Origin of the sequence: Actinophytocola sp. (assembly GCF_035712165.1) — a bacterium.
GTDB lineage: Bacteria > Actinomycetota > Actinomycetes > Mycobacteriales > Pseudonocardiaceae > DASYTH01.
This window is the reverse complement of sequence record NZ_DASTBH010000447.1, coordinates 1-25,536: the sequence shown is the minus strand read 5'-3', so window position 1 is coordinate 25,536 and position 25,536 is coordinate 1. Positions and strand designations below refer to the sequence as shown.

29 protein-coding genes are annotated in these 25,536 nt (G+C 72.1%); 12 read left to right on the top strand and 17 right to left on the bottom strand.

Annotation, left to right across the window (positions count from 1 at the left end; translation table 11 throughout):
* Window positions 1-108 precede the first annotated feature (108 nt).
* Window positions 109-1,296: an acetyl-CoA C-acetyltransferase gene (locus tag VFO68_RS25125; protein ID WP_325160844.1), complete on the bottom strand. Its 1,188-nt coding sequence runs from the start codon at window positions 1,294-1,296 to the stop codon at window positions 109-111.
* Between the two features lie 133 nt (window positions 1,297-1,429).
* On the opposite strand from VFO68_RS25125, the gene mce reads away from it, so the two are divergent.
* Window positions 1,430-1,870, top strand: coding sequence for a methylmalonyl-CoA epimerase (gene mce, locus VFO68_RS25120; protein WP_325160843.1), 441 nt, complete (start codon window positions 1,430-1,432; stop codon window positions 1,868-1,870).
* On the opposite strand, the gene VFO68_RS25115 is transcribed toward mce, so the two are convergent.
* On the bottom strand, window positions 1,842-2,453 hold the full coding sequence (locus tag VFO68_RS25115; protein WP_325160842.1) for a helix-turn-helix domain-containing protein: 612 nt from the start codon (window positions 2,451-2,453) through the stop codon (window positions 1,842-1,844). The two genes, mce and VFO68_RS25115, sit on opposite strands and share 29 nt — an antisense overlap.
* A 71-nt stretch (window positions 2,454-2,524) precedes the next feature.
* On the bottom strand, window positions 2,525-2,899 hold the full coding sequence (locus tag VFO68_RS25110) for an SPW repeat domain-containing protein (protein ID WP_325160841.1): 375 nt from the start codon (window positions 2,897-2,899) through the stop codon (window positions 2,525-2,527).
* Window positions 2,900-3,040: 141 nt separating this feature from the next.
* Between VFO68_RS25110 and ccrA the strand changes: the two genes are divergently transcribed.
* Together ccrA and VFO68_RS25100 are read left to right on the top strand one after the other, a co-directional pair.
* Complete coding sequence (gene ccrA, locus VFO68_RS25105; protein WP_325160840.1) at window positions 3,041-4,372, top strand: crotonyl-CoA carboxylase/reductase; 1,332 nt, start codon at window positions 3,041-3,043, stop codon at window positions 4,370-4,372.
* 35 nt (window positions 4,373-4,407) lie between these two features.
* Complete coding sequence (locus VFO68_RS25100; RefSeq protein ID WP_325160839.1) at window positions 4,408-5,448, top strand: chromosome segregation protein; 1,041 nt, start codon at window positions 4,408-4,410, stop codon at window positions 5,446-5,448.
* Between the two features lie 16 nt (window positions 5,449-5,464).
* Here VFO68_RS25100 and VFO68_RS25095 read toward each other — a convergent pair whose 3' ends face one another.
* Window positions 5,465-5,908: a nucleoside deaminase gene (locus VFO68_RS25095; protein WP_325160838.1), complete on the bottom strand. Its 444-nt coding sequence runs from the start codon at window positions 5,906-5,908 to the stop codon at window positions 5,465-5,467.
* Window positions 5,909-5,961: 53 nt separating this feature from the next.
* On the opposite strand from VFO68_RS25095, the gene VFO68_RS25090 reads away from it, so the two are divergent.
* Both VFO68_RS25090 and VFO68_RS25085 read left to right on the top strand, forming a co-directional pair.
* On the top strand, window positions 5,962-6,414 hold the full coding sequence (locus VFO68_RS25090; RefSeq protein WP_325160837.1) for a universal stress protein: 453 nt from the start codon (window positions 5,962-5,964) through the stop codon (window positions 6,412-6,414).
* The gene (locus VFO68_RS25085) at window positions 6,411-7,370 is read left to right on the top strand and encodes an adenylate/guanylate cyclase domain-containing protein (protein ID WP_325160836.1); all 960 of its coding nucleotides are present in this window, start codon (window positions 6,411-6,413) and stop codon (window positions 7,368-7,370) included. The genes VFO68_RS25090 and VFO68_RS25085 overlap by 4 nt, the downstream gene beginning before the upstream one ends.
* Before the next feature lie 13 nt (window positions 7,371-7,383).
* Here the strand turns inward: VFO68_RS25085 and VFO68_RS25080 are convergent, their stop codons facing one another.
* Complete coding sequence (locus VFO68_RS25080; protein WP_325160835.1) at window positions 7,384-8,142, bottom strand: alpha/beta hydrolase; 759 nt, start codon at window positions 8,140-8,142, stop codon at window positions 7,384-7,386.
* Complete coding sequence (locus VFO68_RS25075) at window positions 8,135-8,887, bottom strand: alpha/beta hydrolase (protein WP_325160834.1); 753 nt, start codon at window positions 8,885-8,887, stop codon at window positions 8,135-8,137. Before VFO68_RS25075 ends, VFO68_RS25080 begins: the two co-directional genes overlap by 8 nt.
* A gap of 43 nt (window positions 8,888-8,930) precedes the next feature.
* Between VFO68_RS25075 and hisC the strand changes: the two genes are divergently transcribed.
* Window positions 8,931-9,983 carry a histidinol-phosphate transaminase gene (hisC, locus tag VFO68_RS25070; protein ID WP_325160833.1) on the top strand — a complete coding sequence of 351 codons (1,053 nt, stop codon included), beginning with the start codon at window positions 8,931-8,933 and terminating at the stop codon, window positions 9,981-9,983.
* On the opposite strand, the gene VFO68_RS25065 is transcribed toward hisC, so the two are convergent.
* On the bottom strand, window positions 9,919-10,746 hold the full coding sequence (locus VFO68_RS25065) for a helix-turn-helix transcriptional regulator (RefSeq protein WP_325160832.1): 828 nt from the start codon (window positions 10,744-10,746) through the stop codon (window positions 9,919-9,921). The genes hisC and VFO68_RS25065 overlap by 65 nt on opposite strands.
* Before the next feature lie 54 nt (window positions 10,747-10,800).
* Here VFO68_RS25065 and VFO68_RS25060 point away from each other — a divergent pair, with 54 nt between their 5' ends.
* Window positions 10,801-11,355, top strand: a complete 555-nt coding sequence (locus VFO68_RS25060) for a class I SAM-dependent methyltransferase (RefSeq protein WP_325160831.1) — start codon at window positions 10,801-10,803, stop codon at window positions 11,353-11,355.
* 44 nt (window positions 11,356-11,399) lie between these two features.
* Complete coding sequence (locus VFO68_RS25055) at window positions 11,400-11,606, top strand: zinc ribbon domain-containing protein (RefSeq protein WP_325160830.1); 207 nt, start codon at window positions 11,400-11,402, stop codon at window positions 11,604-11,606.
* On the opposite strand, the gene VFO68_RS25050 is transcribed toward VFO68_RS25055, so the two are convergent.
* The 6 genes from VFO68_RS25050 to dhaK all read right to left on the bottom strand — a co-directional run bounded on the left by VFO68_RS25050 (window position 11,603) and on the right by dhaK (window position 17,823).
* Window positions 11,603-13,387, bottom strand: a complete 1,785-nt coding sequence (locus VFO68_RS25050; RefSeq protein WP_325160829.1) for a 3-hydroxybutyryl-CoA dehydrogenase — start codon at window positions 13,385-13,387, stop codon at window positions 11,603-11,605. The two genes, VFO68_RS25055 and VFO68_RS25050, sit on opposite strands and share 4 nt — an antisense overlap.
* 94 nt (window positions 13,388-13,481) lie before the next feature.
* Complete coding sequence (locus VFO68_RS25045; RefSeq protein ID WP_325160828.1) at window positions 13,482-14,498, bottom strand: hypothetical protein; 1,017 nt, start codon at window positions 14,496-14,498, stop codon at window positions 13,482-13,484.
* A 25-nt stretch (window positions 14,499-14,523) separates the two neighbouring features.
* Window positions 14,524-15,498, bottom strand: coding sequence for a hypothetical protein (locus VFO68_RS25040; protein WP_325160827.1), 975 nt, complete (start codon window positions 15,496-15,498; stop codon window positions 14,524-14,526).
* A 22-nt stretch (window positions 15,499-15,520) separates the two neighbouring features.
* On the bottom strand, window positions 15,521-16,189 hold the full coding sequence (dhaM, locus tag VFO68_RS25035; RefSeq protein ID WP_325160826.1) for a dihydroxyacetone kinase phosphoryl donor subunit DhaM: 669 nt from the start codon (window positions 16,187-16,189) through the stop codon (window positions 15,521-15,523).
* A complete protein-coding gene (dhaL, locus tag VFO68_RS25030) occupies window positions 16,186-16,815 on the bottom strand; it encodes a dihydroxyacetone kinase subunit DhaL (RefSeq protein WP_325160825.1) in 630 nt (209 codons plus the stop codon). The genes dhaM and dhaL overlap by 4 nt, the downstream gene beginning before the upstream one ends.
* A 6-nt stretch (window positions 16,816-16,821) precedes the next feature.
* A complete protein-coding gene (dhaK, locus tag VFO68_RS25025) occupies window positions 16,822-17,823 on the bottom strand; it encodes a dihydroxyacetone kinase subunit DhaK (RefSeq protein ID WP_325160824.1) in 1,002 nt (333 codons plus the stop codon).
* Window positions 17,824-17,922: 99 nt separating this feature from the next.
* Here dhaK and VFO68_RS25020 point away from each other — a divergent pair, with 99 nt between their 5' ends.
* Genes VFO68_RS25020 through VFO68_RS25010 form a run of 3 tightly spaced genes read left to right on the top strand, consistent with a single transcriptional unit; the run spans window position 17,923 to window position 20,625 of the window.
* Window positions 17,923-19,137, top strand: a complete 1,215-nt coding sequence (locus tag VFO68_RS25020) for an MFS transporter (RefSeq protein WP_325160823.1) — start codon at window positions 17,923-17,925, stop codon at window positions 19,135-19,137.
* Window positions 19,138-19,172: 35 nt separating this feature from the next.
* Window positions 19,173-19,751: a helix-turn-helix domain-containing protein gene (locus tag VFO68_RS25015; protein ID WP_325160822.1), complete on the top strand. Its 579-nt coding sequence runs from the start codon at window positions 19,173-19,175 to the stop codon at window positions 19,749-19,751.
* Window positions 19,723-20,625, top strand: a complete 903-nt coding sequence (locus tag VFO68_RS25010) for an SRPBCC domain-containing protein (RefSeq protein ID WP_325160821.1) — start codon at window positions 19,723-19,725, stop codon at window positions 20,623-20,625. The genes VFO68_RS25015 and VFO68_RS25010 overlap by 29 nt, the downstream gene beginning before the upstream one ends.
* Before the next feature lie 8 nt (window positions 20,626-20,633).
* Here VFO68_RS25010 and nucS read toward each other — a convergent pair whose 3' ends face one another.
* Window positions 20,634-21,293 carry an endonuclease NucS gene (gene nucS, locus VFO68_RS25005; RefSeq protein ID WP_325160820.1) on the bottom strand — a complete coding sequence of 220 codons (660 nt, stop codon included), beginning with the start codon at window positions 21,291-21,293 and terminating at the stop codon, window positions 20,634-20,636.
* 36 nt (window positions 21,294-21,329) lie between these two features.
* On the opposite strand from nucS, the gene VFO68_RS25000 reads away from it, so the two are divergent.
* Window positions 21,330-21,857 (top strand): NUDIX hydrolase, encoded by a 528-nt coding sequence (locus VFO68_RS25000; protein WP_325160819.1) that lies wholly within the window; start codon window positions 21,330-21,332, stop codon window positions 21,855-21,857.
* A gap of 43 nt (window positions 21,858-21,900) precedes the next feature.
* On the opposite strand, the gene VFO68_RS24995 is transcribed toward VFO68_RS25000, so the two are convergent.
* The 3 genes from VFO68_RS24995 to VFO68_RS24985 all read right to left on the bottom strand — a co-directional run.
* Complete coding sequence (locus tag VFO68_RS24995; RefSeq protein WP_325160818.1) at window positions 21,901-22,674, bottom strand: enoyl-CoA hydratase-related protein; 774 nt, start codon at window positions 22,672-22,674, stop codon at window positions 21,901-21,903.
* A gap of 23 nt (window positions 22,675-22,697) precedes the next feature.
* Complete coding sequence (locus VFO68_RS24990) at window positions 22,698-23,549, bottom strand: transporter substrate-binding domain-containing protein (RefSeq protein ID WP_325160817.1); 852 nt, start codon at window positions 23,547-23,549, stop codon at window positions 22,698-22,700.
* A gap of 3 nt (window positions 23,550-23,552) precedes the next feature.
* Window positions 23,553-25,536 (bottom strand): protein meaA (locus VFO68_RS24985; protein ID WP_325160816.1); only part of this gene is annotated, 1,984 nt, incomplete at its 5' end.

Sequence of the window (25,536 nt, the reverse complement as noted above, 5' to 3'; positions counted from 1 at the left end):
GGCTCTCCTCCTCGACCAGCGAGATCAGCCGGGCGACCGCGCGCGCCCGGCCCGCCCGCGCCTGCTCGACCAGGGCGGTGACGTCGATGGGCATGGCGGAAAGTTGTATCAGCCCTTCGGCACGCTGATGAGCAGGGCGTCACCCTGCCCGCCGCCACCGCACAGCGCCGCGGCGCCCAGACCGCCGCCGCGCCTGCGCAGCTCGTAGGCCAGGTGCACGACGAGCCGCGCGCCGGACGCGCCGATCGGGTGCCCGAGGGCGATCGCGCCGCCGTCGGGGTTCACGATCGACGGGTCCAGGTCGAGTTGCTTGGTGGACACCACGCCCACCGCGGCGAACGCCTCGTTGATCTCGACCAGGTCCAGGTCGGCGGCGGACCGGCCGGCCTTGGCCAGCGCGGCCTTGATCGCGTTGGACGGCTGCTCGTGCAGGCTGGCGTCCGGTCCGGCCACCACGCCGTGCGCGCCGATCTCGGCGATCCAGGACAGGCCCAGCTCCTCGGCCTTGGCCTTGCTGGCCACGACGACGGCGGCCGCGCCGTCGGAGATCTGCGACGCCGACCCGGCGGTGATCGTGCCGTCGGCGGCGAACGCCGGGCGCAGCCGGGCCAGACCCTCGGCCGTGGTGTCCGCGCGCACACCCTCGTCGGTGTCGAACACGACCGGGTCACCCTTGCGCTGCGGGATGCTCACCGCGGCGATCTCGTCGGTGAACCGCCCGTTCTTGATCGCGTCGGCGGCCCGCTGGTGCGAGGCGGCGGCGAACGCGTCCTGCTCGGCGCGGGTGACGCCGTAGCGGGAGTTGTACTTCTCCGTCGACGCGCCCATGGCCACCTGGTCGAACGCGCAGAACAGACCGTCGTAGGCCATGTGGTCGACCATCGTCACGTCGCCGTACTTGAAGCCGGAGCGCGACTTCGGCAGCAGGTGCGGCGCGGCGGTCATCGACTCCTGCCCGCCGGCCACCACGAGGTCGAACTCGCCGGCCCGGATGAGCTGGTCGGCCAGCGCGATCGCGTCCAGGCCGGACAGGCAGACCTTGTTGATGGTCAGCGCCGGCACGTCCATCGGGATCCCCGCGGCGACCGCGGCCTGGCGGGCCGGGATCTGGCCGGCGCCCGCGGTGAGCACCTGGCCCATGATCGTGTACTGCACCTGGTCCGGCCGCACGCCGGCCCGCTCCAGCGCCGCCTTGATGGCGACACCGCCGAGCTGCGCGCCGGAGAAGTCCTTGAGCGAGCCGAGCAGACGACCGATCGGGGTACGCGCCCCGGCGAGGATGACGGATCCGGACACAGCGCCTCCACTGGCACCAGGCAAACGGGCGTTAACCAGCACCATACCCGGGGTGTCCCCCGATCGACGGTGCGTGTGTGAGTAGCCGCACAGGAGAAGTTACCGATCGGTAGGTCCGGCGTATTCTTGGAGGATGCACGACTCGCTCAAACCGTTCGTGACGGCCATCGACCATGTGGGCATCGCCGTGCCGGACCTCGACGAGGCCATCGCGTTCTACCGCGACGTCCTCGGCTTCGAGCTCACGCACACCGAGACCAACGAGGGCCAGGGCGTCCGGGAGGCCATGATGCGCGCTCCCGGCGACGACAACGCCGGCGCGGTCGTGCAGTTACTCGCCCCCCTCGGCCCGGACACCACGATCGGCAAGTTCCTCGACCGCAAGGGTCCGGGCGTGCAGCAGGTCGCGGTCCGGGTGACCGACATCGACGCCGCCGCCGAAGTGTTGCGCGCCAAGGGACTGCGCGTGCTCTACGACGAGGCCCGGCCGGGCACCGCGAACAGCCGCACGAACTTCGTGCACCCCAAGGACGCCGGCGGGGTGCTCATCGAGCTGGTTGAGCCGGCGCCCTGACGCCGGCCAGCGCCCCCGCGATGAACGCCACCTCGCGCTCCATCGGGCCGTCCGTCCCGTTGCCGATCGCGGCCTCGTGCCGCGCGACGGAATGCCGGTAGCTCACCGCGAGGGCCAGCAACCCGGCCGCGGCGTCCACGTCCGCCGCAGCCATCTCGCCCGGGTCCGCCGCCACGATCACCGCGCGGACCTGGTCCACCACCCGGCGAAACCGCGCCTGTAAGGCGTCCCGGACCGCGCTGTGCGTGTCCGCCTCCCGCCACAGCAGGTGCGACAGCAGCCGGGAGGCGTTCATCCGGGCGTCCAGTTCGGCGACCAGCCGGCGCAGGCTGCTCGCCAGGTCGCCGGGCACGACCAGGCCGGCCGGGTCCACCCGCTCGTCCGGCAGCCGCTCCACCAGGGCGGTCAGCAGATCCTGCTTGCGCGGGAAGTAGTAGTGCACCAGGCCTTTCGGCACGCCGGCGCGGGTGGCGATCCGCGAGGTCGGGGTCGCGTCGAAGCCGGTCTCGGCGAACAGTTCCTCGGCGGCGATCAGGATCCGCTCACGCGCGGAGTGGTCGTCATCGCCCTGTGAACGCGCCACCTGGACCACCCTTCGCCGAGCAACGTGGCCCACAACCTAACGCGGGCACGCAGCGCGACCCCGGCGTGCCCCTAATGTTGTCCGGCCATCCCGCGGTGCGCGGCCTGGGCGGCGGGTAGGGCGAGACCCCCGGCCAGGGCGGTCAGACCTCCGGCGATCCAGGAGACCCAGGAGGCCGGCCCGAACTCGGTGTAGCCCATCACCCAGGGTGAGACGAACAGCAGCGCACCGAGCACGACCTGGATCGCCTCGCCGTAGACGACGCCGGGCATCGCCAGCGAGAGCAGGCCGTCGATGGCGATCAGTCCCCCCAGGATGATCATGGTCCAGGTTGCCGCGTCGTCGGTGGCCAGCCACGCCGGCCCCAGCAGCACCATCAGGCCGAGCGCCACCTCGGCCCAGTCGTAGGGGCGCGTCCACGGCCGTGCGGTGCGTTGTTCGTGCATCGAACCCTCCCGTGTCCAGTGGTGTCCTCAGTGTTCTCGTGCCTGGTCACATGGGCAATGGCAAAGGGGCAAGGGGCGTGGTGCACGCCACGTCACGCTCCGGTGGCTCTGTACCGTTACTGGCCGGTAACGTGCGTTTTCATGCAGAAGATCCTGGACGCGATCATGGCGAACGAGCTGACCGAGGTGGGCTCGCTGCCCGTCCCGGACGCGTACCGCGCGGTCACCGTGCACGCCGACGAGGTCGACATGTTCGACGGTCTGACCGCCGCGGACAAGGACCCGCGCAAGTCGCTGCACGTCGAGGAGGTGGCCACGCCCGAGCTGGGCCCGGGTGAGGCCCTGGTCGCGGTGATGGCCAGCGCGATCAACTACAACACGGTGTGGACCTCGATCTTCGAGCCGCTGGACACGTTCGGCTTCCTGCGCCGCTACGGCAAGACCTCGCCGCTGGCCAAGCGGCACGACCTGCCCTACCACGTGGTCGGCTCGGACCTGGCCGGCGTCGTGCTGCGCACCGGTCCCGGCGTCAACGCCTGGCAGCCCGGCGACCAGGTCGTCGCCCACTGCCTGTCGGTCGAGCTGGAGCACCCGGACGGGCACGGCGACACCATGCTCGACCCGGAGCAGCGGATCTGGGGCTTCGAGACCAACTTCGGCGGGCTGGCCGAGCTGGCACTGGTCAAGGCCAACCAGCTGATGCCCAAGCCGGCGCACCTGACCTGGGAGGAGGCCGCCTCCCCCGGCCTGGTCAACTCCACCGCCTACCGGCAGCTGGTGTCCACCAACGGCGCCAACATGAAGCAGGGCGACATCGTGCTGATCTGGGGCGCCTCCGGCGGCCTCGGCTCCTACGCCACCCAGTTCGCGCTCAACGGCGGCGCCACGCCGGTGTGCGTGGTGTCCAGCCCGGAGAAAGCCGAGCTGTGCCGGGCCATGGGCGCCGAGCTGATCATCGACCGGAACGCCGAGGGCTACCGGTTCTGGTCCGACGAGAACACCCAGGACCCCAAGGAATGGAAGCGGTTCGGCGCCCGCATCCGGGAGCTCACCGGCGGCGAGGACCCGGACATCGTGTTCGAGCACCCCGGCCGGGAGACCTTCGGCGCCAGCGTCTTCGTGACCCGGCGCGGCGGCACGATCGTCACCTGCGCGTCCACCAGCGGCTATATGCATTCCTATGACAACCGCTATCTCTGGATGAATCTGAAGAGCATCGTCGGTTCGCATTTCGCCAACTACCGCGAGGCGTGGGAGGCCAACCGGCTGATCGCCCGCGGCAGGATTCACCCGACGGTGTCCAAGGTCTATCCCCTCGCGCAGACCGGCCAGGCCGCGCACGACGTCCACCGCAACGCGCATCAGGGCAAGGTCGGCGTGCTGTGCCTGGCGCCGCAGGAGGGCCTGGGCGTCACGGATCATGAGCTGCGCAACAAACTTCTCAGTCAGATCAACCGATTCCGCGGGGTATAAGGCCCGCACCCGAGGTGCGCGGTAGCGTAGTGCACATGGCTCTGGGCGCCGATCACGATCTCGTTCCGTTGGGACCCGGCTTCGACGTTGCGAAGCGCGGCTACAACCGCATGCAGGTCGACGAGCATTTGGAACAGGTGCAGAACCAGGTCCTCATGCTCACCGCGGACCGCAACAACATCGCGGCGCAGGCGGACGATCTGGCCCGGCAGCTGGAGGCGGCCCGCACCGAGATCGACAAGTTGCGCGGCCAGGTAGAGCGGCTGGCGCTGCCCCCGACCACTTTGGAGGGGTTGAGCGAGCGGCTGCAGCGGATGCTCCGGCTGGCGCAGGACGAGGCGGCCGAGACCAAGGCGCGGGCCGAGGCGGAGGCCGGGCACATCCGCACCAAGGCCGAGGCGGAGGCCGCGGAGCTGCGCGAGCGGTACGAGCGGCAGCTCGCCGAGCTGGAGGCGCGCCGGACGGAGATGGAGAAGGAGCACTCGAGCGTGCTGGCGGCCGCCGGCGAGGAGGCCACCAGGATCCGGCGCAAGGCCGAGGAGGACCGGCAGCGGCTGGACAACGAGGCGGCCCAGCGGCGCGGGCAGGTCGAGGAGGACTTCGAGATCGCCATGTCGTCCCGGCGCACCGAGTCCATGCGCGGGCTGGCCGAGCAGGAGGCGACCAGCAAGTCCGAGGCGGAGCGCCGGGTGCGGGAGGCCACCGAGGAGGCGACCAAGCGCCGGCAGGACGCGATCAACGAGTCGACCACCCGGCTGCGCGAGGCCACCGAGGAGGCGCACCGCCGGGTGCAGGAGGCGACCGACGAGGCCAACCGCCGGATTTCCCATGCGGCGCAACGGGTTACCGGCCTGCGGCAGTTGCGCGCCAAGCTCGCCGACCAGCTCAACGCGGCCCGCGCCCTGCTCGCCGACGCGAACCTGTCCCTGGACAACGCCGCCCCCGCGCTCGAACCGCTGGCCGACGAGGAGGAGCCGGAGCCGCCCGCCGAGGACTCCCCCACCACGGTGTTCCGCCCCGTCGCGGACCCGGATGCCACGGTGCAGACCCCCCGCCCCAAGCCAGCCCGGCGCTGACCCGCCGCTCCTACGACTACTCCTCGCCGATGTCCTCGAACCAGAGGTCGGGGTGTTCGGCGATGAAGGTGGTCATCAACTCCACGCACTCCGGGTCGTCCAGGATGGTGATCTGCACGCCGTTGCCGGCCAGCCAGTCGTGGCCGCCGGAGAAGGTCCGGGCCTCGCCGATCAGCACCGCCGTGATGCCGAACTGGCGGACCAGCCCGCTGCAGTACCAGCACGGCGACAGCGTGGTCACCATCGTGGCGCCGCGGTAGCTGCGCCGTCGCCCGGCGGCGCGGAAGGCCGAGGTCTCGGCGTGCATCGACGGGTCGCCGTCCTGGACCCGGCGGTTGTGGCCCCGGCCCCACGGCTCGCCGTCCGGGCCGAACAGCGCGGCGCCGATCGGAATCCCGCCCTCGGCGAGCCCGGCCCTGGCTTCGGCGCGGGCAACGGCCATCATGTCGGCGTGATCCATACGCGGTACATTACTCGCCAGTAGCTCCGCCGGTTCCCTCGCAGGAGGATCAGATGGCCGCATACCAGACCATCATCGTCGGCACGGACGGCTCGGACTCCTCGTTCCGCGCGGTGGACCGCGCCGCGACGATCGCCGCGGACACCGGCGCCACGCTGGTCGTCGCCAGCGCCTACCACCCGTCCCGGCCGGAGGACGTGGCCCGGCTGCAGGACCAGCTCGGGGCGGACGTGGCCTACCAGGTGGTGGGCTCCTCGCCGGCCGAGGAGGCGGTGCGCGCGGCGAGCGAGCGGGCCCGGTCGGCCGGCGCCAAGAAGATCGACACCGTGGTGGTCGACGGGGAGCCGGTGCCCACGCTGATCCGGCTGGCCGGCGAGCGGTCGGCCGACCTGCTCGTGGTCGGCAACCGCGGCCTGAACACGCTGGCCGGGCGCATCCTCGGGTCGGTCCCGGCCGAGGTGGCCCGCAAGGCCGGCGTGGACGTGCTGGTCGTGCACACGACGTGATCCAGGAGCGAATCGAGGACCTGCTGCTCGGCGGTCCGCGCAGGTACACCCGCGCCGAGATCGCGGAGCTGGCCGGGGTCGCGGTCGACCGGGCCACCGAGCTGTGGCACTCGCTGGGCTTCGCCACCGTCGACGACGACGCCCGGGTGTTCACCGACAGCGACCTGACCGCGTTGCGGATCGCCGACGAGCTGGTCCGGTCCGGTATCACCGACCCGGGCCAGGCCACCTCCACCGCGCGGATGCTGGGCCAGCACATGTCCCGGCTGGCCGAGTCGCAGGCGTCGATGCTGCGCGAGATCCTCCAGGCCAACCCGGGGCTGGTGACCGACGAGGACGCGCTGGTGGAGTTCGTCGCCCGGGTGGTGCCCGACCTCGAACGCCTGCAGACCTTCGCCTGGCGCCGGCATCTGGCCGCGCATGCCGGCCGGGGGCTGGTGATGCCGGACGAGGGCGCGGCGACCCGGCACGAGGTGGTCGGGTTCGCCGACATGGTCGGGTTCACCTCGTTCACCCGGCGGTCCAGCGAGGCCGAGCTGGTCGCCGTGCTGGACCGGTTCGACGCGCTCACCGCCGTGGTGGTCGCCGAGAACCACGGCCGGATCGTGAAGATGATCGGCGACGAGGTGCTGTTCGTCGCCGACGAGGCCGAGCAGGGCGCCGAGCTGGCGCTGGACCTGTTGGAGCGGGCCGGCCAGGACGCCGAGCTGCCGCCGCTGCGGGCCGGGCTGGCCTACGGGCGGGTGCTCAGCCGGTTCGGCGACATCTACGGCTCGGTGGTGAACCTGGCGGCCCGGCTCACCTCGGTCGCCCGGCCCGGCTCGGTGCTGATCGACCGCGACCTGGCCGAGGAACTCGCCGGCAACCCGCGGTTCCAGGTGCGCGGGCGCCGCCCGGTGGCCGTGCGCGGCTACGCCCGGCTGCGCCCGTCGCTGCTGCGCCGCGCCCCCCGGTAGGAAAGCCCCCTGCTCAGGGAGTGGCTGTCACCTTGCTTTCCCACCACGTCATGATCGCGGCGGCGCACTCGGCCGGGACCTCCAGCGGGGGCAGGTGCCCGGACTCACCGAACAGCACCAGTTCGCCGCGCCGCAGCAGGTCCGCCGTCGCCCGGGCCGCCTCCACCGGGATGATCGCGTCCTGCTCGCCGTGCAGCACCAGGACCGGAATCTCCGCCGCCGCCAACGCTTCCGACGAGTCGGGCCGGGCCGCCATCGCGCGCTGCGCCCAGGCCACGCCCTCGGGCGACAGGCCGGCGGTCAGGTCGCGCACCGTCTCCACCACCTCCGGGCGCTCCTCGACCGTCGTCGGTCCGAGCAGCAGCGGCAGCATGTCGGCCATGAGCCAGCCGTCGACGCCCTCGCGCTCCGCCCGCTCGGCCATGGCCGCCCGGTTCTGCTTGGCCGGCGGCGGGTCCGCGGTCGGCTTGGTGTCGATCAGCACCAGCCCGCCCACCCGCTCCGGCGCGGTCCGCAGCACCGCCAGCGCCACGTAGCCACCCATCGAGCAGCCGCCCAGCACCACCCGGTCCAGCCCGCGCTCGTCCAGCAACGCCACCACGTCCGCGGCGAGCAGGTCCAGATCGGGTTCATCGTCGCCGACCGGCCGTCCGAACCCGCGCGGGTCCGGCGCGATCACCGGCCCGGCCAGCCCGTCCGCGACGGCACCCCACATCCGCCCGTCGAACGGAAAGGCCGGAAGTAACACCAGCGGTGTATCGGAGTCAACCATCGACGATCGTGACCTTTCGGGTCTCGTGGGGGCCGGACCAGTCGCGGGGCAGCGGGGTGGGGACGCCGGGAGCGACCGTGGCGACGACGGCGTCGAGGACCGCCTCGGCCTGCCCGACGAAGAGGTGCTTGGCGCCCGGGAAGTCGATCACCTTGGCCTGCGGCACGGCGGCGAACCGGGCCCGGGCCTCGGCGGGGCGCAGGTAGTCGTCCAGTTCGGGAACCAGGCAGACCAGCGGTTTGCCGGACGCCGCCCAGTTCGCCAGGTCCGCGTCGCCGGCCCGCTTGAGCGGCGGCGAGATCAGCACCGCGCCGCGCACCAGCGGGTCGAGCCCGTGCATCAGGGTCAGCTCGGTGCCGAACGACCAGCCGAGGAGCCACACCTCGGGTAGCTCCCGGGCGCGGCAGAAGTCCAGCGCCGCCGCCACGTCCAGCCGCTCGTCGGCGCCCTCGCCGAAGCTGCCCTCGCTGCGGCCGGCCTCGCTGGCCGTACCCCGGGTGTTGAAGCGCAGGACGGCGAGGCCGGCCAGCGCCGGCAGCCGGAACGCGGCTTTGCGGTAGAGGTGCGAGTCCATCATTCCGCCGTGGGTCGGCAGCGGGTGCAGGCAGACCAGGGTCGCCTGGGGCGGCCGGTCCTCGGGCAGGGCCAGGTCGGCCACCAGCCGCAGGCCGTCGGAGGTGGTCAGGGTGACCGGCTCCCGCCGCGCCGGCAGGGCGGTGTTGCCGCCGATACGCACCGAACTCACGTGGAGAAGACTATTAGCCCCGCTCGATGACATGATGCGAGCCATGCCCATCTCCGTCCGCGCCGACCTGGCCGGGATCCCGGACTACGTGCCGGGCCGCAAGATTCCCGGCGCCATCGTCCTGTCCAGCAACGAGGTGGCGACCCCACCTCCGGACGCCGTCCTGGCCGCGATCACCGAGGCCGCCGCCGAGGTCAACCGGTACCCGCTGTGGTCCTCGGACGACCTGCTGGCCCGGCTGGAGCGGCAACTCGGGGTGGATGCCGAGCGGATCTCGGTCGGTGCCGGTTCGGTGAGCCTGTGCGTTCAGCTGATCCAGGCGATGTGCGAGCCCGGCGACGAGGTGGTGTTCCCCTGGCGGTCGTTCGAGGCGTACCCGATCCTCACCCAGGTGGTCGGCGCCCGGGAACGCCGCGTGCCGCTGACCGCCGGCCACCGGCAGGACCTGGACGCGCTGCTGGCTGCGATCGGCGCCGACACCAGGCTGGTGTTCGTCTGCGTGCCGAACAACCCGACCGGCACCGTGCTGCACACCGCCGAGCTTGAGCGGTTCCTGGACGCCGTGCCGGACCACGTGCTGGTCGTGCTGGACGAGGCATACCGGGAGTTCGTCCGGGACCCGGAGGTGCCGGACGGTCTGGCGCTGGTCCGGGAGCGGGAGAACCTGGCGCTGCTGCGCACCTTCTCCAAGGCCTACGGGCTGGCCGGCGCCCGCGCCGGCTACGCGGTCGCCCCGCCGCAGGTGGCCGCCGGGATGCGCAAGGTGGCCATCCCGTTCTCGGTGAGCCGGCTGGCCCAGGCGGCGGCGCTGGCCTCCCTGGACGTGGCCGACGAGCTGATGGCCCGCTGCGAGGTGGTGGTCGGCGAGCGTGGCCGGGTGCGGGCCGAGTTGCTGGCCATGGGCTACGAGGTGCCCGAGAGCCAGGGCAACTTCGTCTGGCTGGCGCTGGGCGAGCGGACCGCCGCGTTCAACGAGCACTGCCTGGACCACAAGGTCCTGGTTCGCGCGTTCGCCGGCGACGGGGCGCGGGTCACGGTCGGGCTGGCCGAGGAGAACGACGCGTTCCTGGCCGCGGCCCGGGCGTTTCCACGCTGAGCTCGGCGAAGTAGCGGCCGGGCGAAACCCCGACCGCGCGGCGGAACGCGGCCACGAACGCGCTGGCCGAGGCGTAGCCGACGCGGTGGGCGACCGCGCTCACCGCGACCCCCTCGGCGAGCAGCGGCAGCGCCGCCTGCAGGCGCATCTGGGCCCGCCAGGCGCCGAAGCCCAGTCCCGTCTCGGCCAGGAAGATCCGGGCCAGGGTGCGCCCGCTGGCCCCGGCCACCCGGCCCCAGGCGGCCAGGTCGCGCGGGTCGGCCGGGTCGGCGCGCAGTCCCGCGGCCACCCGGGCGGCCCGGTCGTCGGACGGCTCCGCGACCGCGATCGTGGTGGCGTCCAGCGGTTCGAGCAGGTCGGTCACCACCGCCTCGGCGCGGGCCCGGGCGCCGGGGTCGAGGTCGGCCTCGGCCAGGTGCACGATCAGCCGGCCGAGCAGTTCGCTGACCCGGATCACGGTCGGCTCGGTCCAGCCCGGGCCGTCGCCGGGCCGCAGGTAGGGGCTGCGGGTGACCGCGCGGCCGGACGAGCCGAGCGCGTGCGGCACCCCGGCCGGGATCCACAGGGCCCGGGTGGGTGGCAGCACCCAGGTACCAAAGGCGGTCGTTCCGGTCGCTGTCGTCGTCCCGGTCGCTGTCATCACCGTGAGCACGCCACGCTCCGCCCAGGCGAGCTGGTGCACCGGGTGCCGGTGCCAGCCGAACGCGACCCCGCCGGGCAGCCGGGCCGTCGCGATCACGATCGCCTGTCCGTTGTTCGACATCGGTTGTCACCGTAGCGCCTACCGGACACCGGGGGTGGTTCCTAGCGTGGGCGGATGAACTGGATGCACAACCGGTTGTGCCGGTCCGCATGGTGGACCCGCAAGGTGGAGAACGAGTTGCTGCCCTGGGCGCTGTCCGGGGTCGAGCTCGGCGAGGACGTGCTGGAGATCGGCCCGGGGTTCGGGGTGACCACGGCGGTGCTGGCCCGCCGGCCCGGCCGGCTGACCGCGCTGGAGGTCGAGCAGGCGTCGGTGGACTACCTCACCGGGAAGTTCGGCGGCTCGGTGCGGGTGCTGCACGGCGACGGCGCGGCGATGCCGCTGCCGGACGGCGCGTTCAGCGCGGCCGTGTGCTTCGCGATGCTGCACCACGTGCCCTCGGCGCGGGCGCAGGACCGGCTGTTCGCCGAGGCGTTCCGGGTGCTGCGCCCGGGTGGGGTGTTCGCCGGCAGCGACAGCCTGACCAGCCCCCGCTTCCGGCTGCTGCACCTGCGCGACACCATGGTCACGGTCGACCCGGCCGGCCTGCCGGACCGGCTGCGGGCGGCCGGCTTCACGTCGGTCACGGTGAGCACCGGTGCCACTGCCTTCCGGTTCCGGGCACAATAGTGCGGCCGGTACCCGCCCGTTCCGGTTCCGGGCACAATAGAGCCGTGCCTACCTATGAGTTCCGGTGTCGCGAGTGCGGGTCCACGTTCGACGTGCAGCGCCCGATGGCCGAGTCCGCCGCCCCCGCGACCTGCCCGGACGGGCACGACGACACGGTCAAGCTGCTCACCATGGCCGGCCTGTCCGGCGGCTCCGCCTCGCCCACCCCGTCCGGCGGCGGCGGGTGCTGCGGCGGCGGGTGCTGCGGCTAGCGCCTCGCGTAGTCCCGGAAGCCCTTGCCGGTCTTGCGGCCCAGCCGGCCCGCGGTGACCAGGTGCTCCAGCAGCGGCGCCGGGGCCAGACCCGGGTCGCGGTACTCGTTGAACAGGGTGCGCTCGATGGCCAGGGACACGTCCAGGCCGACCACGTCGAGCAGTTCGAACGGCCCCATCGGCAGGCCGCAGCCGACCTTCATGGCCAGGTCGATGTCGTCGGCCTCGGCGTAGTGCGCCTCGAGCATCTTCACGGCGTCGTTGAGGTACGGGAACAGCAGCGCGTTGACGATGAAGCCGGCCCGGTCGCCGCAGTGCACCGGGTGCTTGCCGACCTTGCGGCAGATCGCGTGCGCGGTGGCGACCACGTCCTCGGCGGTGGCGATGGTGCGGACCACCTCGACCAACTTCATCACCGGCGCCGGGTTGAAGAAGTGCAGGCCGATCACGTCGCCCGGGCGGGAGGTGGCCGCGGCGCAGGAGATCACCGGCAGCGAGGACGTGGTGGTCGCCAGGATCGCGCCGGGCTTGACCACCTCGTCCAGTGCGCCGAACACCGCCTGCTTGATCGCCAGGTCCTCGGCGACCGCCTCGATCACCAGGTCGCAGTCGGCCAGTTCCTCGAACTCCACCGCGCGGGCGATCCGGCCGAGCACCGCGTCCCGGTCCACTTCGGACAGTCGGCCCTTGGCCACCTGCCGGTCCAGCGACCTGCGCACCGCCGCGACGGCGGTGTCGGCCTTCTCCCCGGTACGGGCGCGCAGCACGACGTCCATGCCGCGCTTGGCGAACACCTCGACGATGCCGGTCGCCATCGTGCCGGTGCCGACCACGCCCACCCGCTGGATCTCCCGCACCACCGCGCCGGATTCGCCCGTCTGGCGCGGGGTTTCCGCATCCGGCACGACGGTCGGCGAGTCCGGCGCGTCGTAGGTGTAGAAGCCGCGTCCGGTCTTCCGGCCGAGCAGCCCGGCGGTGATCATCTGCTTGAGGATCGGCGCGGGGGCGTGCAACCGGTTGCGGGACTGGCGGTACATCGTCTCGAGGATCTCGTAGGCGGTGTCCAGGCCGATCAGGTCGAGCAGCGCCAACGGCCCCATCGGGTAGCCGCAGCCGTGCCGCATGGCGGCGTCGAGGTCCTCGCGGGTGGCGTAGCGCGCCTCGTACATCGACGCGGCATGGTTGAGGTAGCCGAACAGCAACGCGTTGGCGATGAAGCCGGCGCGGTCGCCGATCACCACCGGCTCCTTGCCGAGGTCGTGCAGGAAGTTCACCACGTCGACGATCACATCGGGCTCGGTGACCACGGTGCGGACCACCTCGACGAGCTTGAGCACCGGCGCAGGGTTGAAGAAGTGCACCCCGACCACCTTGCCCGGCCGTCCGGTGTGGACACCGATCTCGGTGACCGACAGCGAGGAGGTGTTCGACGCGAGGATCACGTCCGGACGGCAGATCTGCTCCAGTTCGCGGAACACCGCGGCCTTGCGTTCGACCTGTTCCGGGATGGCCTCGATCACCATGTCCACCCCGGCCAGGTCGGCCAGCGAGGTGCTGAAGGTGATCCGGCCGAGCAGCGCGGCGCGGCCGGGGCCGTCCAGCTTGCCGTGCGCGACCGCGCGGTAGGTGGAGTGCTCGATGTGGCCACGGCCGCGGGCCACGCCGTCCTCGTCCAGTTCGACACCGATCACGTCGATCCCGGCCCTGGCCAGCACCTCGGCGATACCGGATCCCATGGTGCCCAGACCGACCACGCCGACACTGGTGAACTCGCGTGCCACGGCAACCTCCGAATATTCCCGAACCTTCGGGTGGATCGGATGCTACCTGCCAGTAACAAGACCGGCCCGGTGGTCGTGGCTCACGTCACGCTGGTCAAACCTTCGGCAGCTTCGGCCACACCGCCTCCGCCACCGCGGTCGCCGCCTGGCATGCCGCGTCGACCTTGCCGGCCGGCATCCGCACGAACACCGCCGCGATCTCGACCAGCCCCACCTGGTCCGGCGCCCGGAACGGCACATGCCCGGTCTGCTGTCCGCAGAACGTGTACGAGCCGGCATCCGGGGTCGGGCTCAGCACCGAACCGCGGCCGGCGACCTGGCCCTCGGTCGCGCCCGGGCCGACCGGCTTGGGCGGCTTGCCGGCGATGAACATCAGCCGCAGCCGCACGCTGTTGTCCGCGGCGGTCCACGCGCAGTTGTGCTGTCCCGGGTACTGCTTGGGCCGCACCGAACCCAGCCCCGGCACCGCTGCGAGCGCCTGCTCCGGCATCAGCTCACACGGGTCGACCCGCCCGAGCGAGTTCCGCGCGTAGGCGCGGTGGTCGACCTTGTCCAGCAGGACCGCCTCGATGGCCGAGTCCATCGCGGCCCGAACCACGTCGCACAGCCGGGGCTGGCTGCCCTCGTAGACGGATGCGTTGACGGACAAGGTGATCCCGTCGGGGAAGACGAGCAGGTGGTTGCAGTACGAGTCGTCCGAGTCGTACTCGACGACCCTGAGGCCGCCGGCCCGGTCGGTCGACTTCTTTCCGGCCAGGTCCGGAAAGGCGGTGACCCGGTCCAGACCACCGACGTAGAGCACGACCGGCGCCGTCGAGGTCTTGATGTCGACCAGGCACTCGTCCAGCGAGTCCGGCACGCCGATCGTGGCGGTCCCGAACGAGGACAACTCCTTGGTGTCGGTGAGACTGCACGGGTCGACCGTGGTCAGATCACCGATCAGCTCCTCGGCTTCCGCCGCCGGCCGGGGTTTTCCGCTGGACGTCGGACGTTCGGCCGGACCGGCGCCATTGGCCGCCCGCGGGGTGCCGGCGACCACGCTCGCACAACTCGTCACCGCCGCCAGTACCAGCAATCCTGCCAGCAGCACGCGGCACAACCGGGTCGCCATACGGCTATCCCACCATGCCCGCGCGCTATCCGGGCAACTTCGGCCAGACTTGTTCGGCCAGCGCCCTGGCCGGACCGCACGCGTCCTTTCCCTTGCCCAGCACCAGAACCTCGATGAGGACGAACTCGTCGATGGCACCCTTGGTCTCGCCGGCGTCGTCGGTCTCCACCTGGCACATGGCCAGGTCCTGGGACTCGACGCTGGTCGCGGTGGTCATGGTGTGCCGGCCGGCGAACGTCTCCTCCTTCGTCGTCTCCACGTCGTAAGAGGACAGGCCCGGCGTGAGGTAGAGCCGCGCCACGGTGCTCTCGCTGTCCGGCCCGGCCCACTCGCACAGGTGCCCGGACGGGTAGGCCAGCGGCGTGGCGCCCGGCGTCCCGATCGCGGTCGCCGCCTGCTCCGCGGTCACCACCTCGCACGGGTCGAGCCGGCCCACCGACCTGTCCGTGAACGTCAGGTGCGCCACCTTCTTCGCGAGCACCCGGTCGATCATGACGTCGACCGCCGCGTCCGCGACGGCGCACAGGTTCTCCCCGGTCCCTTCCAGACTCTCGGCCAGCACCGTGAGCGCGACCTCGTCGGTGAAGCTGACGAACCGGACGCAGTAGTCGTCCTCCTCCTTGCCGCGCTCCACCTTGAGCCCGCGCGGCGGGTCGCGGCGCAGGTCGCCGGTGCGGTCGACGCCGTCCAGCGTCTCGGCGTCCTCCAGGTAGCCCACCCGCACCTCGATGTCAGTGCCGTTCTTCTGCAGGCCGAACCGGCAGTAGTCGTAGGAACCCCGGGGCGCCACGGCGACCGGCCCGACCGAGTCCGGCAGCGCCTTCGGATCGGTCAGGCTGCAGTAGTCCAGCGTCGGAAGGTCGCCGAGCCCGCGCGCCGAGGTCAACGGCTCGGTGGCCTCCCTGGCGGCCTGCTCGTTCGGGGTGGGGGTGCCGGCGAGGCGGCTGGCACATCCGGACAGCGCGACGAGCGCGACGAACAGCACAACGAGCCGAACCATGCCGCCCCCAGGGAAAGTGGATCTATTCTTCGAAGTCGCGCGCCGCGAGGGCGCGCACGAGGGTAAGCGCCTCGCCCGCCTGCGCGCCGGTCGCCGAGACGCTAATCACATCCCCGCCGCGCGCGCCGAGCGCCATCAGGCCGAGCACGCTGCGGGCGTCGGCCTCCTTTCCGCCGAACGCGACCACGACCCGGGCGTCGAGCCCGGCGACCGCCCGGGCCAGCAGGGCGGCCGGCCGGGCGTGCAGGCCGATCTCGTTGGTGAGGGTCAGTTCCGCGGTCTCCCCCGCACCGGTATCGGTGGCCGGAGCGGTCCGCGGCCCGCGCACGGCCGCGGCGGCCACCTCGGCCAGGTCGGCGCCGCCCTGCGCGGCGACCGCGGCCGCCACCGCACCCTCGACCAGCGGGGCGTCCACCACCCGCGCCCGGTCCGGCTCCGCGGCCGCCTCGACGGCCAGGTCCGCCACCATCCGGGCGCTGCCCAGGTCGTAGAGCAGCACGACGCCGGACCCGCCGTCGGCCCGCTCCAGCGCCGCGGACACCGCCTCGAAGTCGGTGCCCAGGCCGCCGTCCGGGGTGCCGCCGGCCGCCACCAGGGTCACCTCCGGCGCCATCTGCCCGGCCAACTCCGCGACCCCGCGCGCCAGGGTGGCGCTGTGCGAGACGATCACCAGCCCGACCCGGCCGGTCACCGCCCGCCGCCCGCCGAGCCGGCCAGGGAGCGCAGCAGCAGCGCGGTGGACCGGGCGCCCGGATCCAGGTGCCCGGCGCTGCGCTCGCCGAGGTAGGAGGCGCGGCCCTTGCGGGCGACCAGCGGCACGGTCGACTCGGCGCCGGCCTGCGCCGCGTCGGCGGCGGCGGCGAGCACTCCGGCCGGATCGGCGCCGGCCGCCTCGGCCGCACGGACCGCCGGCTCCAGCGCGTCGATCATCGTCTTGTCGCCCAGGACGGCCTTGCCCCTGGCGACCACGCCGTCCAGCGCGGCCCGCAGGGCGGCGGCCACCGCCGGCCCGTCCAGTTCGCCTGCCGAGCCGGCCGAGGTGGCCGCGCGCAGGAACGCCGTGCCGTACAACGGACCGGCCGCCCCGCCCACCGTGGAGATCAGCGTGGTGGCGACCAGCTTGAGCACCGCGCCCGGAGTGTCCGGAGTGGACTCGTCCAGTTTGGTCACGATCGCGGCGAACCCACGCCGCATGTTCTCGCCGTGGTCCCCGTCACCGATCACCCGGTCCAGCTGCACCAGTTCGTCGCGGTGTTCGGCGATCACCCCGGCCATGGCGCGCACCGCCGCGGCCACCTGCTCCGCAGTGCAACCCACCGACGCTCACGCACCCCAACGCAGGGCCGGCGTGTGCACCGGGGCGTCCCACAGCTCAAGCAACTCGTCGTCCACCTTCAGCAGCGTGAAGCTCATGCCCTGCATCTCCAGGCTCGTGATGAACGGTCCGACCAGCCGCCGCTCCACCACGATCCCGCGCTCGGCGAGCAACCGCTCGGCGATGCCGTGCGCCAGGTACAGCTCGATCAGCGGGGTGGCGCCCATCGAGTTGGTGAACAGCACCACCCGGTCGCCACTGCCGAACGGCAGGTCGGTCACGATCGGTTCGAGCAGCCGCGCGACGATCCCGTCGGCGCCCTCGGCCGGCATCCGGGCCCGGCCGGGCTCGCCGTGGATCCCGATGCCGACCTCCATCTCGTCGTCCGGCAGGTCGAAGCTGGGCTCGCCGACGTGCGGCACGGTCGGCGCGGTCAGCGCGATGCCCATCGAGCGGACGTTCGCGATCACGGTGTTGGCGACGCGCTCGACGGTGTCCAGGTCGTCGCCCCGCTCGGCGGCCGCGCCGGCGATCTTCTCCAGCAGCACGGTGCCGCCCACGCCCCGGCGGCCCGCGGTGTAGGTCGAGTCCTTCACCGCGACGTCGTCGTCGATCACCACGGTGCGCACGTCGATCTCCTCGGCGGCCGCCAACTCCGCGGCGGTCTCGAAGTTCAGCACGTCCCCGGTGTAGTTCTTGACCACCAGCAGGATTCCGGCGCCGCCGTGGACCTGCTCGATCGCCGCCTGGACCTGGTCCGGCGTCGGGGAGGTGAACACCGCGCCGGGGCAGGCCGCGTCGAGCATGCCCTTGCCGACGAACCCGCCGTGCAACGGCTCGTGCCCGGACCCGCCGCCGGAGACGATCCCCACCTTGCCCTGGACCGGGGCGTCCGACCGGACCACCAGGGCCGGCTCCTCGACCACCCGGATCAGGTCGGCGTGTGCCACCGCCATTCCGCGCAGGGACTCGGCCACGACGGTCGACGGGTCATTGATGATCTTCTTCATGGTCGGCCTCCAGAGAGATCAACGTGACCCTAGCCCCTGGGATAGCCCCAAGACGAGAGCCGTTCACAACCCCACGGACGCCTCAGGCGTCTGCCGGACATGCGCGACATCGGCAAGCTGTGGGCGGCGGACACCGCCTCCGGGCTGGGCCGGGGCCTCACCACGGTCGCCGGCCCGCTCCTGGCCGCGGCGCTGACCAGCGATCCCGTGCAGATCGCCGGGCTGATGGTGGCCGAGCAGCTGCCCTGGGTGCTGTTCGCGCTGCCCGCCGGCGCCATCGCCGACCGCGGTCACCGGCGGCGGTTGATGACCGCCGCCAGCCTCATCCGGCTGGCCGCCCTCGGCGCGCTCGGCCTCGCGGTGGCCACCGGCCACACCGGCCTGCCGCTGCTGTACGGGGTGTTCCTACTGGTCGGCTGCGCCGGCGTGCTGTTCGAGAACGTGGTGATGGCGATGGTGCCGGCCGCGGTCGGCGACGGGTCGCTGGAACGCGCCAACGGCCGGATCCTGGCTACCCGGACGCTGAGCGAGTCGCTGCTCGGCCCGCCCCTCGGCGGCCTGCTGTTCGCCCTCGCGGCCTGGCTTCCGTTCGCCGTCGACGCGGTCGCCTTCGCCGTGGTCGCCGCCCTGTCCCTGGCGCTGCCCGCCGCCCTCGGCCGGGTGCCGGCCCGGCGTGCCCCGGTCACCCTGCGCGCCGCGATCTCCGACGGCCTGCGCTGGCTGTGGCGGCACCGGGTGCTGCGCTGCCTCGCGCTGATGGTCGCGGTGTCCAACCTGATGCTCGGCGCCGTGCTGTCCATCCTGGTGCTGCTCGCCCAGCAGCGGCTCGGCCTGGGCCCGTTCGGCTACGGCCTGCTGCTCACCGCAGCGGGCGTCGGCGGCATCGCCGGCGGCCTGGCGACCGCCCGGGTGGTCGCCGCGATCGGCACCGGCACCACCATCCGGGCAGGGCTGGTCGTCGAGACCCTGTGCGCGCCCATCATGGTCGTCACCACCAGCCCGGTCGTCGTCGCCGCGATCATGGTCGTGCTCGGCATGCACCTGGTGACGTCCTCGACCATCGGCGCCACCCTGCGCCAGTCCCTGGCCCCGCCCGACATGCTCGGCCGCGTGCACAGCGCCTACCGGTTGCTGACCAGCGTCGGCATGCTGCTCGGCGCCGCCGCCGGCGGCCTGCTGGCCCGCCAGTTCGGCCTCACCGCCCCGTTCTGGCTCACCTTCTTCGTGATCGGCGCCCTCACCGTCCTGGTCTGGCCCGTGCTTGACAACGCCACCATCGCCGCCGCCCGAGCCCAGGCCCGCCAGACCCATTGACAAAATTCTGTTTTACGTAAAGACTCGTTTTCGCTATGAGAGACGTCATCTACCTCGACCAGATCGAGCAGGCCGAAGCCCTGCTCAAGCCGCAGCGGATCGAGGTGCTGCGGCACCTCGCCGAGCCGCGGTCGTGCACCGAGGTGGCCGTCGAGCTCGAACAGACCCCGCAGCGGGTCTACTACCACGTCAAACGCCTGGTCGAGGCCGGCATCGTGCGGCAGGTGGCGCAGCGCCGGGTGCGCGGGATCCACGAGGGGATCTACCAGGCGGCCGGCCGGTCCTACTGGCTGTCCCCGCGCCTGGTCGGCCGGATCGGGCTGCGCCAGGCCCGCGACCAGCTCAGCCTGGGCTACCTGCTGGACCTGATGGAGGACGTCCAGGCGGACATCGCCGCGCTCGACCGCACCCGGCCCGACCTGCCCTCGATTGGCGTGTCCGGGGAGATCCGGGTACGCCCGGAGCAGCGCGGGGCGTTCCTCGACGAACTGCAGCAGACGCTGCAGGACCTGTTCACCCGCTACGGCGGCGCCGAGGGCGACGCGTTCCGTCTGGCCGTCGCCTGCTACCCGAAGGGAGACCCCGATGACCGAACTGCCCCAACCGCCGAATGACCTGCGCCTGCGCGCCGTCCTTCCGGCCTCACCCAAGATCGTGTACGAGGCGCTGACCGACCCCGCCGCGCTGCGGGTCTGGCTGACCGAGCACGCCGAGGTGGAGTTGCCCGACCGGTACGAGTTCTGGGGCCCGTCCACACCGGACGGCGCGCAACCGCACCAGCGCCTGCTGCACGCCGACGAGCGCACCATCCGGTTCGCCTGGACCGTGGACGGAGTCGAGACCACGACGCGGTTCGACCTGGCCGAGGACGAGGACGGCACGCAGGTCACGTTGACCCAGAGCGACCTGCCGAGCTTCGAGGAGGTCCTGGCCGACACGGCCGGCGCCCGCGGCGCGCTGCAGACCTTCTGGTCCCTGGCGATCGCGAACCTCGCCGACTATCTGTCCGACCGCGCGCTGACGCCCCGGTGCGACTTCACTTCGGCCGAGCTGCGGGCCGAGGTGGTGATCGACGCGGCGCCGGAGGCGGTGTTCGACTCGATGGTCCAGCCGGAGCAGTTCCACCAGTGGTTCGGCGCCAACGTGGACATCGAGCCGTACGTGGGCGGCCGCTTCGCGATGGGCGGCTTCGACCTCGACCCCGGCGGCGCCAGGTTCGTCGAGTTCGAGCCGGGCCGCAAGGCGACGCTGCGCTTCGCCGACGGCGAGACCACCAGCTGGGAGCTCGACGGGTCGGACGGCAAGACCCGGCTGACCCTGATCCACAGCGGCTTCGACCCCGCCAACCCGCCGTACCCGGGCTGGGCCGGCTGGCTGGGCGGCATCTCCGCGCTGCGCCGCTACCACGAACTGTCCCGCGCGCGCTCGATCTGGCGCGAGGTCGCGGCCCCCGGTCTCCCCGAGGGCATGCTGGCGATCAACCCCTGAGGTGAGCCTCAGAACAGGCGGAACTCGTCGGTGACCAGGCCGCGAAGCTGGTCGTAGTCGAGCGTGACGCAGCGGATGCCGCGGTCCTCGGCGAGGGTGCGGGCCTGGGGCTTGATGAGCTGGGCGGCGAAGACTCCCTGAACCGGGGCCAGCAGCGGGTCCCGGTTGAGGAGGTCGAGATAGCGGGTGAGCTGTTCGACGCCGTCCAGCTCACCGCGCCGCTTGATCTCCACCGCCACGGTGGCGCCGGCGTGGTCGCGGCAGAGGATGTCGACCGGGCCGATGGCGGTGGGGTACTCCCGGCGGATGAGCGACCAGCCCTCGCCGAGGGTGGCGATGTGCTGGGCCAGCAGGGCCTGCAGGTGGGCCTCGACGCCGTCCTTGACCAGGCCGGGTTCCGGGCCGAGGTCGTGGGCGGAGTCGTGCACGATCTCCTCGATCGAGATGGTGAGGCGCTCGCCGGACTTGTTCTGCACGGTCCACTCGCCGGGGGCCTCGGTGAGCCAGCAGGGCGGGCTCATCCAGTTCAGCGGCTTGTACGCCCGGTCGTCGGAGTGGATGGACACCGAGCCGTCCGACTTGACCAGCAGCAGCCGGGTGGCCATGGGCAGGTGGGCGGTGAGCCGCCCGGCGTAGTCGACCTGGCATCGGGCTATCACGAGGCGCACGCAGCGCAGGTTATCCGGCTCGGCAGGATGGCCGGCATGGAAGCCCTCGACTCGCGGCAGATCTACCAGAACGCCTGGATGACGGTCCGGGAGGACTCGATCCGGCTGCCGGACGGCTCCCCCGGGATCTACGGCGTGGTCGACAAGCCGGACTACGCGCTGATCATGCCCTGGGACGGGGTTCGGTTCATGCTGGTCGAGCAGTTCCGCTACCCGTTGGGCCAGCGCCGCTGGGAGTTCCCGCAGGGCACCGCCCCGGACCGGGCGGACGCCGAGCCGGCCGAGCTCGCCGCCCGGGAGCTGCGCGAGGAGACCGGCCTGGTCGCCACGCGGATCGAGCAGATCGGACTACTGGACTGCGCCCCGGGCATGACCAGCCAGCGCGGCCGGGTCTTCCTGGCCACCGGACTGACCCAGGGCCCGCCCGAGCGCGAACACTCCGAACAGGACATGCGGTGTGCCTGGTTCACCCGCGCCGGGTTCGAGACCGCGATCCGCACCGGCGAGATCACCGACGCCCAGTCGATCGCCGCCTACGCCCTCCTCCTGCTCAGAGCCCCATGACCGGCGAGTCCCCACTTCGGGACCGGCGAGTCGCCATTTCGGGTTAGTCCGGCCAGACGGGGTGGCGTTTCTCGAGGAAGGCGGCCATGCCTTCGCGGGCGCCGGGGAGCTGGGACGCGGCGGCCATGACCTCCAGGGCGATGGCGTAGGCGTCGGCTTCGGGGCGATCGAGCTGGGCGTAGATGGTGTGCTTGCCCAGCGCCTTGCTGGCGCGGCTGCCCCGGGTGGCGCGAGCCAGCAGGGCGTCGACCGCGTCGTCGAGGCCGGCATCCGGGACGACCTGGTTGACCAGCCCCCAGTCCAGCGCGGTGCGGGCGTCGATGGGGTCGCCGGTGAGGACCAGCTCCATCAGGCGCTTGCGGCCGATCGACCGGGCCACCGGCACGGCCGGGGTGTGGCAGAACCAGCCGGCCTTGCCGCCGGGCAGGGCGAACCCGGCCGACTCGGCGGCGACGGCCAGGTCGCAGGAGGCCACCAGCTGGCAGCCGGCCGCCGTGGCCAGGCCGTGCACCCGGGCCACCACCACCTGCGGAACCGACGCGATGGTGCCCATCAGGTCGGTGCACAGCGTCAGCAGCGACCGCACGCCCATCAGGTCCCGGGCGGCCACGTCGGCGAAGTCGTGCCCGGCGGAGAACACCGGGCCCTCGCCGGCCAGCACGATCCCGGTGGCATCGGTGGCGCCCGCCGCCTCGAACGCGGCCAGCAGCTCGGCCAGATGCTCCTCGGACAGCGAGTTCCGCCGGGCCGGGCGGTTCATGGTGATCCGCACCGTGCCGTTCTCCCGCTTGACGACGATGTGCTGGTAGTCCGCCATGCCCCGACCGTAGTCCGGTCAGCTCAGCCGGCGCACAGTTTCTCGGCGGTGAGGTCGGCGGGCGGCAGGTTCTCCTTGGTGAACCCGTACGGCTCGACGATCTTGAGCCATTCCCCGGAGGTGTGCAGCTTGCGTAACTCGGTGTCGAACCGGCGCAGCAGGTCCTTGGCCGGGCCGTCCGGCTGGAAGGCGAACGCGCCGCCCAGCGGCGGCTCCCCGTCGAGGACGAACCCGGTGGTCACGTCCAGCTTCGCCAGGTCGGCCCTGATCATGCTGCGCAGTCCGACGTCGTTGAACGCCGTGCAGTCGGCCTGCCCGTTGGTGACCGCGTCGAGCATCTGCACCGGGCCGGCGAAGGCCTGCACCTGCTTGGCCGGGATGCCGATCCTGGTCAGGTACTTGTGCTCGGGCAGGTCCCGCATCACGCTCACCGTGGCGCCCTTGGCCTGCACGTCGGCCAGGGTGGTGAGGCCCTTGGGGTTGCCCGCCGGCACGCCGAGCGCGGTCAACGCCCGGTGCTCCGGCCGCGACCACAGCAGTTTCCCGCAGTTCTGGGCGTTCGGGTACAGACCGGCCGCCATGTCGGCCCGTTGGGACGCCATGGTCGGCAGCATCACCTCGAACTTGGTCTTGATCGCCTCGACCTGCTCGATGCCCAGCTTGTCCAGCACGGCCCGGGCCACGTCGAGCGCGTGCTGGTCGCCTTCCACGTAGGCGACCCGGATCCGGGTCGGCGCCGGGCGACGTGAGCTGGTCGGCCGCGCGGTTCTGGGCGCTCGGGGGCTGCCGGTCACGGTCTCGGCGCAGGCGGTCAACGCCCCACCGGACACGACGAGTGCTCCCAATCCGAACAACTGGCGCCGTGTCCAGCGCATCGCTCACCCCTGGGTCGTAGCCATCCCGTTCGCCGCCCGGACCACGTCGACGATCTCGCGCATGATCTGGGTCATCTCGTAGTCCTTGGGCGTGAACACCTTAGCCACTCCGCGATCAACAAGGGCGCGAATGTCCGAAGGCGGCACGATTCCGCCGACCACGACCGGAACATCGCCGGCGCCGGCGGCGCGTAGGCCGTCCACGACGGCCGGAACCACCTCCAGGTGCGATCCGGACAGGATGGACAGTCCCACCACGTGCACGCCCTCCTGCACCGCGGCGGCGACGATCTGCTCCGGGGTGAGCCGGATGCCCTGGTAGACGACCTCGAACCCGGAGTCCCTGGCTCGCACCGCGATCTGCTCCGCGCCGTTGGAATGCCCGTCCAGACCGGGTTTTCCGACCAGGATGCGCAGCCGGGCGCCCAGCTCGGCCCCGGTGGACCGGACCAGTTCGCGCACCTCGGCGAGCCCGGCGCCCGGTTCGCCACCCGCGGCGGCCTCGGCGACCCCGGTCGGGGCGCGGTACTCGCCGAAGATCTCGCGCAGCGCGCCCGCCCACTCACCGGTGGTGACACCGGCCCGGGCGCACTCCAGGGTGGCGTCCATCAGGTTGGTGTCGGTCTTCGCCGCCTCCCGCAACACGTCCAGCGCTTTGTCCACTTCGGACTGGTTGCGCTGCGCGCGCCAGGCCGTGATCGCCTCGACCGCGCGAACCTCGGCGGTGTGGTCCGCCTGGTGGATCACCTCGGCGCCCTCGGCCTGCAGCGGGCTGGGTTCGGTGGTGTCGAACCGGTTCACCCCGACCACGATCTCCTCGCCGGCCTCGATCCGGCGGCGCCGCTCGGCCAGCGAGGCGACCAGGCGGGTCTTCATGTAGCCGCTTTCCACCGCGGCCACGGTGCCGCCCAACTTCTGGACCCGTTCGATCTCCGCCTTCGCCCCGGCGACGATTTCGTCCACTTTGGACTCTATCACCGTCGAACCGTCGAAGATGTCCTCGTACTCAAGGAGATCCGTCTCGTAGGCGAGCACCTGCTGCATGCGCAGCGCCCACTGCTGGTCCCACGGCCGGGGCAGGCCGAGCGCCTCGTTCCACGCGGGCAACTGGATCGCCCTGGCCCGCGCGGAGCGGGACAGCGTGACGCCGAGCATCTCCAGCACGATCCGCTGGACGTTGTTCTCCGGCTGGGCTTCGGTCAACCCCAACGAGTTCACCTGCACGCCGTAGCGGAACCGACGCTGCTTGGGATCGTCGATGCCGTACCGGTCCCGGGTGACCTCGTCCCACAACCGCGTGAACGCGCGCATCTTGCACAGTTCCTCGACGAACCGCGCGCCCGCGTTGACGAAGAACGACACCCGGGCGACCACCTCGCCGAACTTCTCGGCCGGCACCTGGCCGGAGTCGCGGACGGCGTCCAGCACCGCGATGGCGGTGGACATCGCGTACGCGATCTCCTGGACCGGCGTGGCGCCCGCCTCCTGCAGGTGGTAGCTGCAGATGTTGATCGGGTTCCACTTCGGGATGTGGGAGACAGTGTACGCGATCATGTCCGTCGTCAGGCGGAGCGACGGCCCCGGCGGGAACACGTGCGTGCCCCGGGACAGGTACTCCTTGACGATGTCGTTCTGGGTCGTGCCCTGGAGCTTGGTGATGTCCGCGCCCTGCTCCTCCGCGACGACCTGGTAGAGCGCCAGCAGCCACATGGCCGTGGCGTTGATGGTCATCGAGGTGTTCATCTGCTCCAGGGGGATGTCCTGGAAAAGACGGCGCATGTCGCCGAGATGGGCCACCGGCACACCGACCCGGCCGACCTCGCCGCGGGCGAGGATGTGGTCGGAGTCGTAGCCGGTCTGGGTCGGCAGGTCGAACGCGACCGACAGACCCGTCTGGCCCTTGGCGAGGTTGCGGCGGTACAGCTCGTTGGACGCCTCGGCCGTGGAGTGACCGGCGTACGTGCGCATCAGCCACGGCCGGTCCTTC

Excerpts from the sequence above, each read along its gene's own strand:
- VFO68_RS25040 (WP_325160827.1), bottom strand. The coding sequence starts at position 15,498 with ATGGTTCGGCTCGTTGTGCTGTTCGTCGCGCTCGTCGCGCTGTCCGGA.
- ccrA (WP_325160840.1), top strand. The coding sequence starts at position 3,041 with ATGCAGAAGATCCTGGACGCGATCATGGCGAACGAGCTGACCGAGGTG.
- dhaK (WP_325160824.1), bottom strand. The coding sequence starts at position 17,823 with ATGAAGAAGATCATCAATGACCCGTCGACCGTCGTGGCCGAGTCCCTG.
- VFO68_RS25020 (WP_325160823.1), top strand. The coding sequence starts at position 17,923 with ATGCGCGACATCGGCAAGCTGTGGGCGGCGGACACCGCCTCCGGGCTG.
- VFO68_RS25065 (WP_325160832.1), bottom strand. The coding sequence starts at position 10,746 with ATGTCGAACAACGGACAGGCGATCGTGATCGCGACGGCCCGGCTGCCC.
- VFO68_RS25010 (WP_325160821.1), top strand. The coding sequence starts at position 19,723 with ATGACCGAACTGCCCCAACCGCCGAATGACCTGCGCCTGCGCGCCGTC.
- VFO68_RS25000 (WP_325160819.1), top strand. The coding sequence starts at position 21,330 with ATGGAAGCCCTCGACTCGCGGCAGATCTACCAGAACGCCTGGATGACG.
- VFO68_RS25100 (WP_325160839.1), top strand. The coding sequence starts at position 4,408 with ATGGCTCTGGGCGCCGATCACGATCTCGTTCCGTTGGGACCCGGCTTC.
- VFO68_RS25080 (WP_325160835.1), bottom strand. The coding sequence starts at position 8,142 with ATGGTTGACTCCGATACACCGCTGGTGTTACTTCCGGCCTTTCCGTTC.
- VFO68_RS25110 (WP_325160841.1), bottom strand. The coding sequence starts at position 2,899 with ATGCACGAACAACGCACCGCACGGCCGTGGACGCGCCCCTACGACTGG.
- VFO68_RS25045 (WP_325160828.1), bottom strand. The coding sequence starts at position 14,498 with ATGGCGACCCGGTTGTGCCGCGTGCTGCTGGCAGGATTGCTGGTACTG.
- VFO68_RS24995 (WP_325160818.1), bottom strand. The coding sequence starts at position 22,674 with ATGGCGGACTACCAGCACATCGTCGTCAAGCGGGAGAACGGCACGGTG.
- hisC (WP_325160833.1), top strand. The coding sequence starts at position 8,931 with ATGCCCATCTCCGTCCGCGCCGACCTGGCCGGGATCCCGGACTACGTG.
- VFO68_RS25015 (WP_325160822.1), top strand. The coding sequence starts at position 19,173 with ATGAGAGACGTCATCTACCTCGACCAGATCGAGCAGGCCGAAGCCCTG.
- VFO68_RS24990 (WP_325160817.1), bottom strand. The coding sequence starts at position 23,549 with ATGCGCTGGACACGGCGCCAGTTGTTCGGATTGGGAGCACTCGTCGTG.
- VFO68_RS25095 (WP_325160838.1), bottom strand. The coding sequence starts at position 5,908 with ATGGATCACGCCGACATGATGGCCGTTGCCCGCGCCGAAGCCAGGGCC.
- VFO68_RS25090 (WP_325160837.1), top strand. The coding sequence starts at position 5,962 with ATGGCCGCATACCAGACCATCATCGTCGGCACGGACGGCTCGGACTCC.
- mce (WP_325160843.1), top strand. The coding sequence starts at position 1,430 with ATGCACGACTCGCTCAAACCGTTCGTGACGGCCATCGACCATGTGGGC.
- VFO68_RS25060 (WP_325160831.1), top strand. The coding sequence starts at position 10,801 with ATGAACTGGATGCACAACCGGTTGTGCCGGTCCGCATGGTGGACCCGC.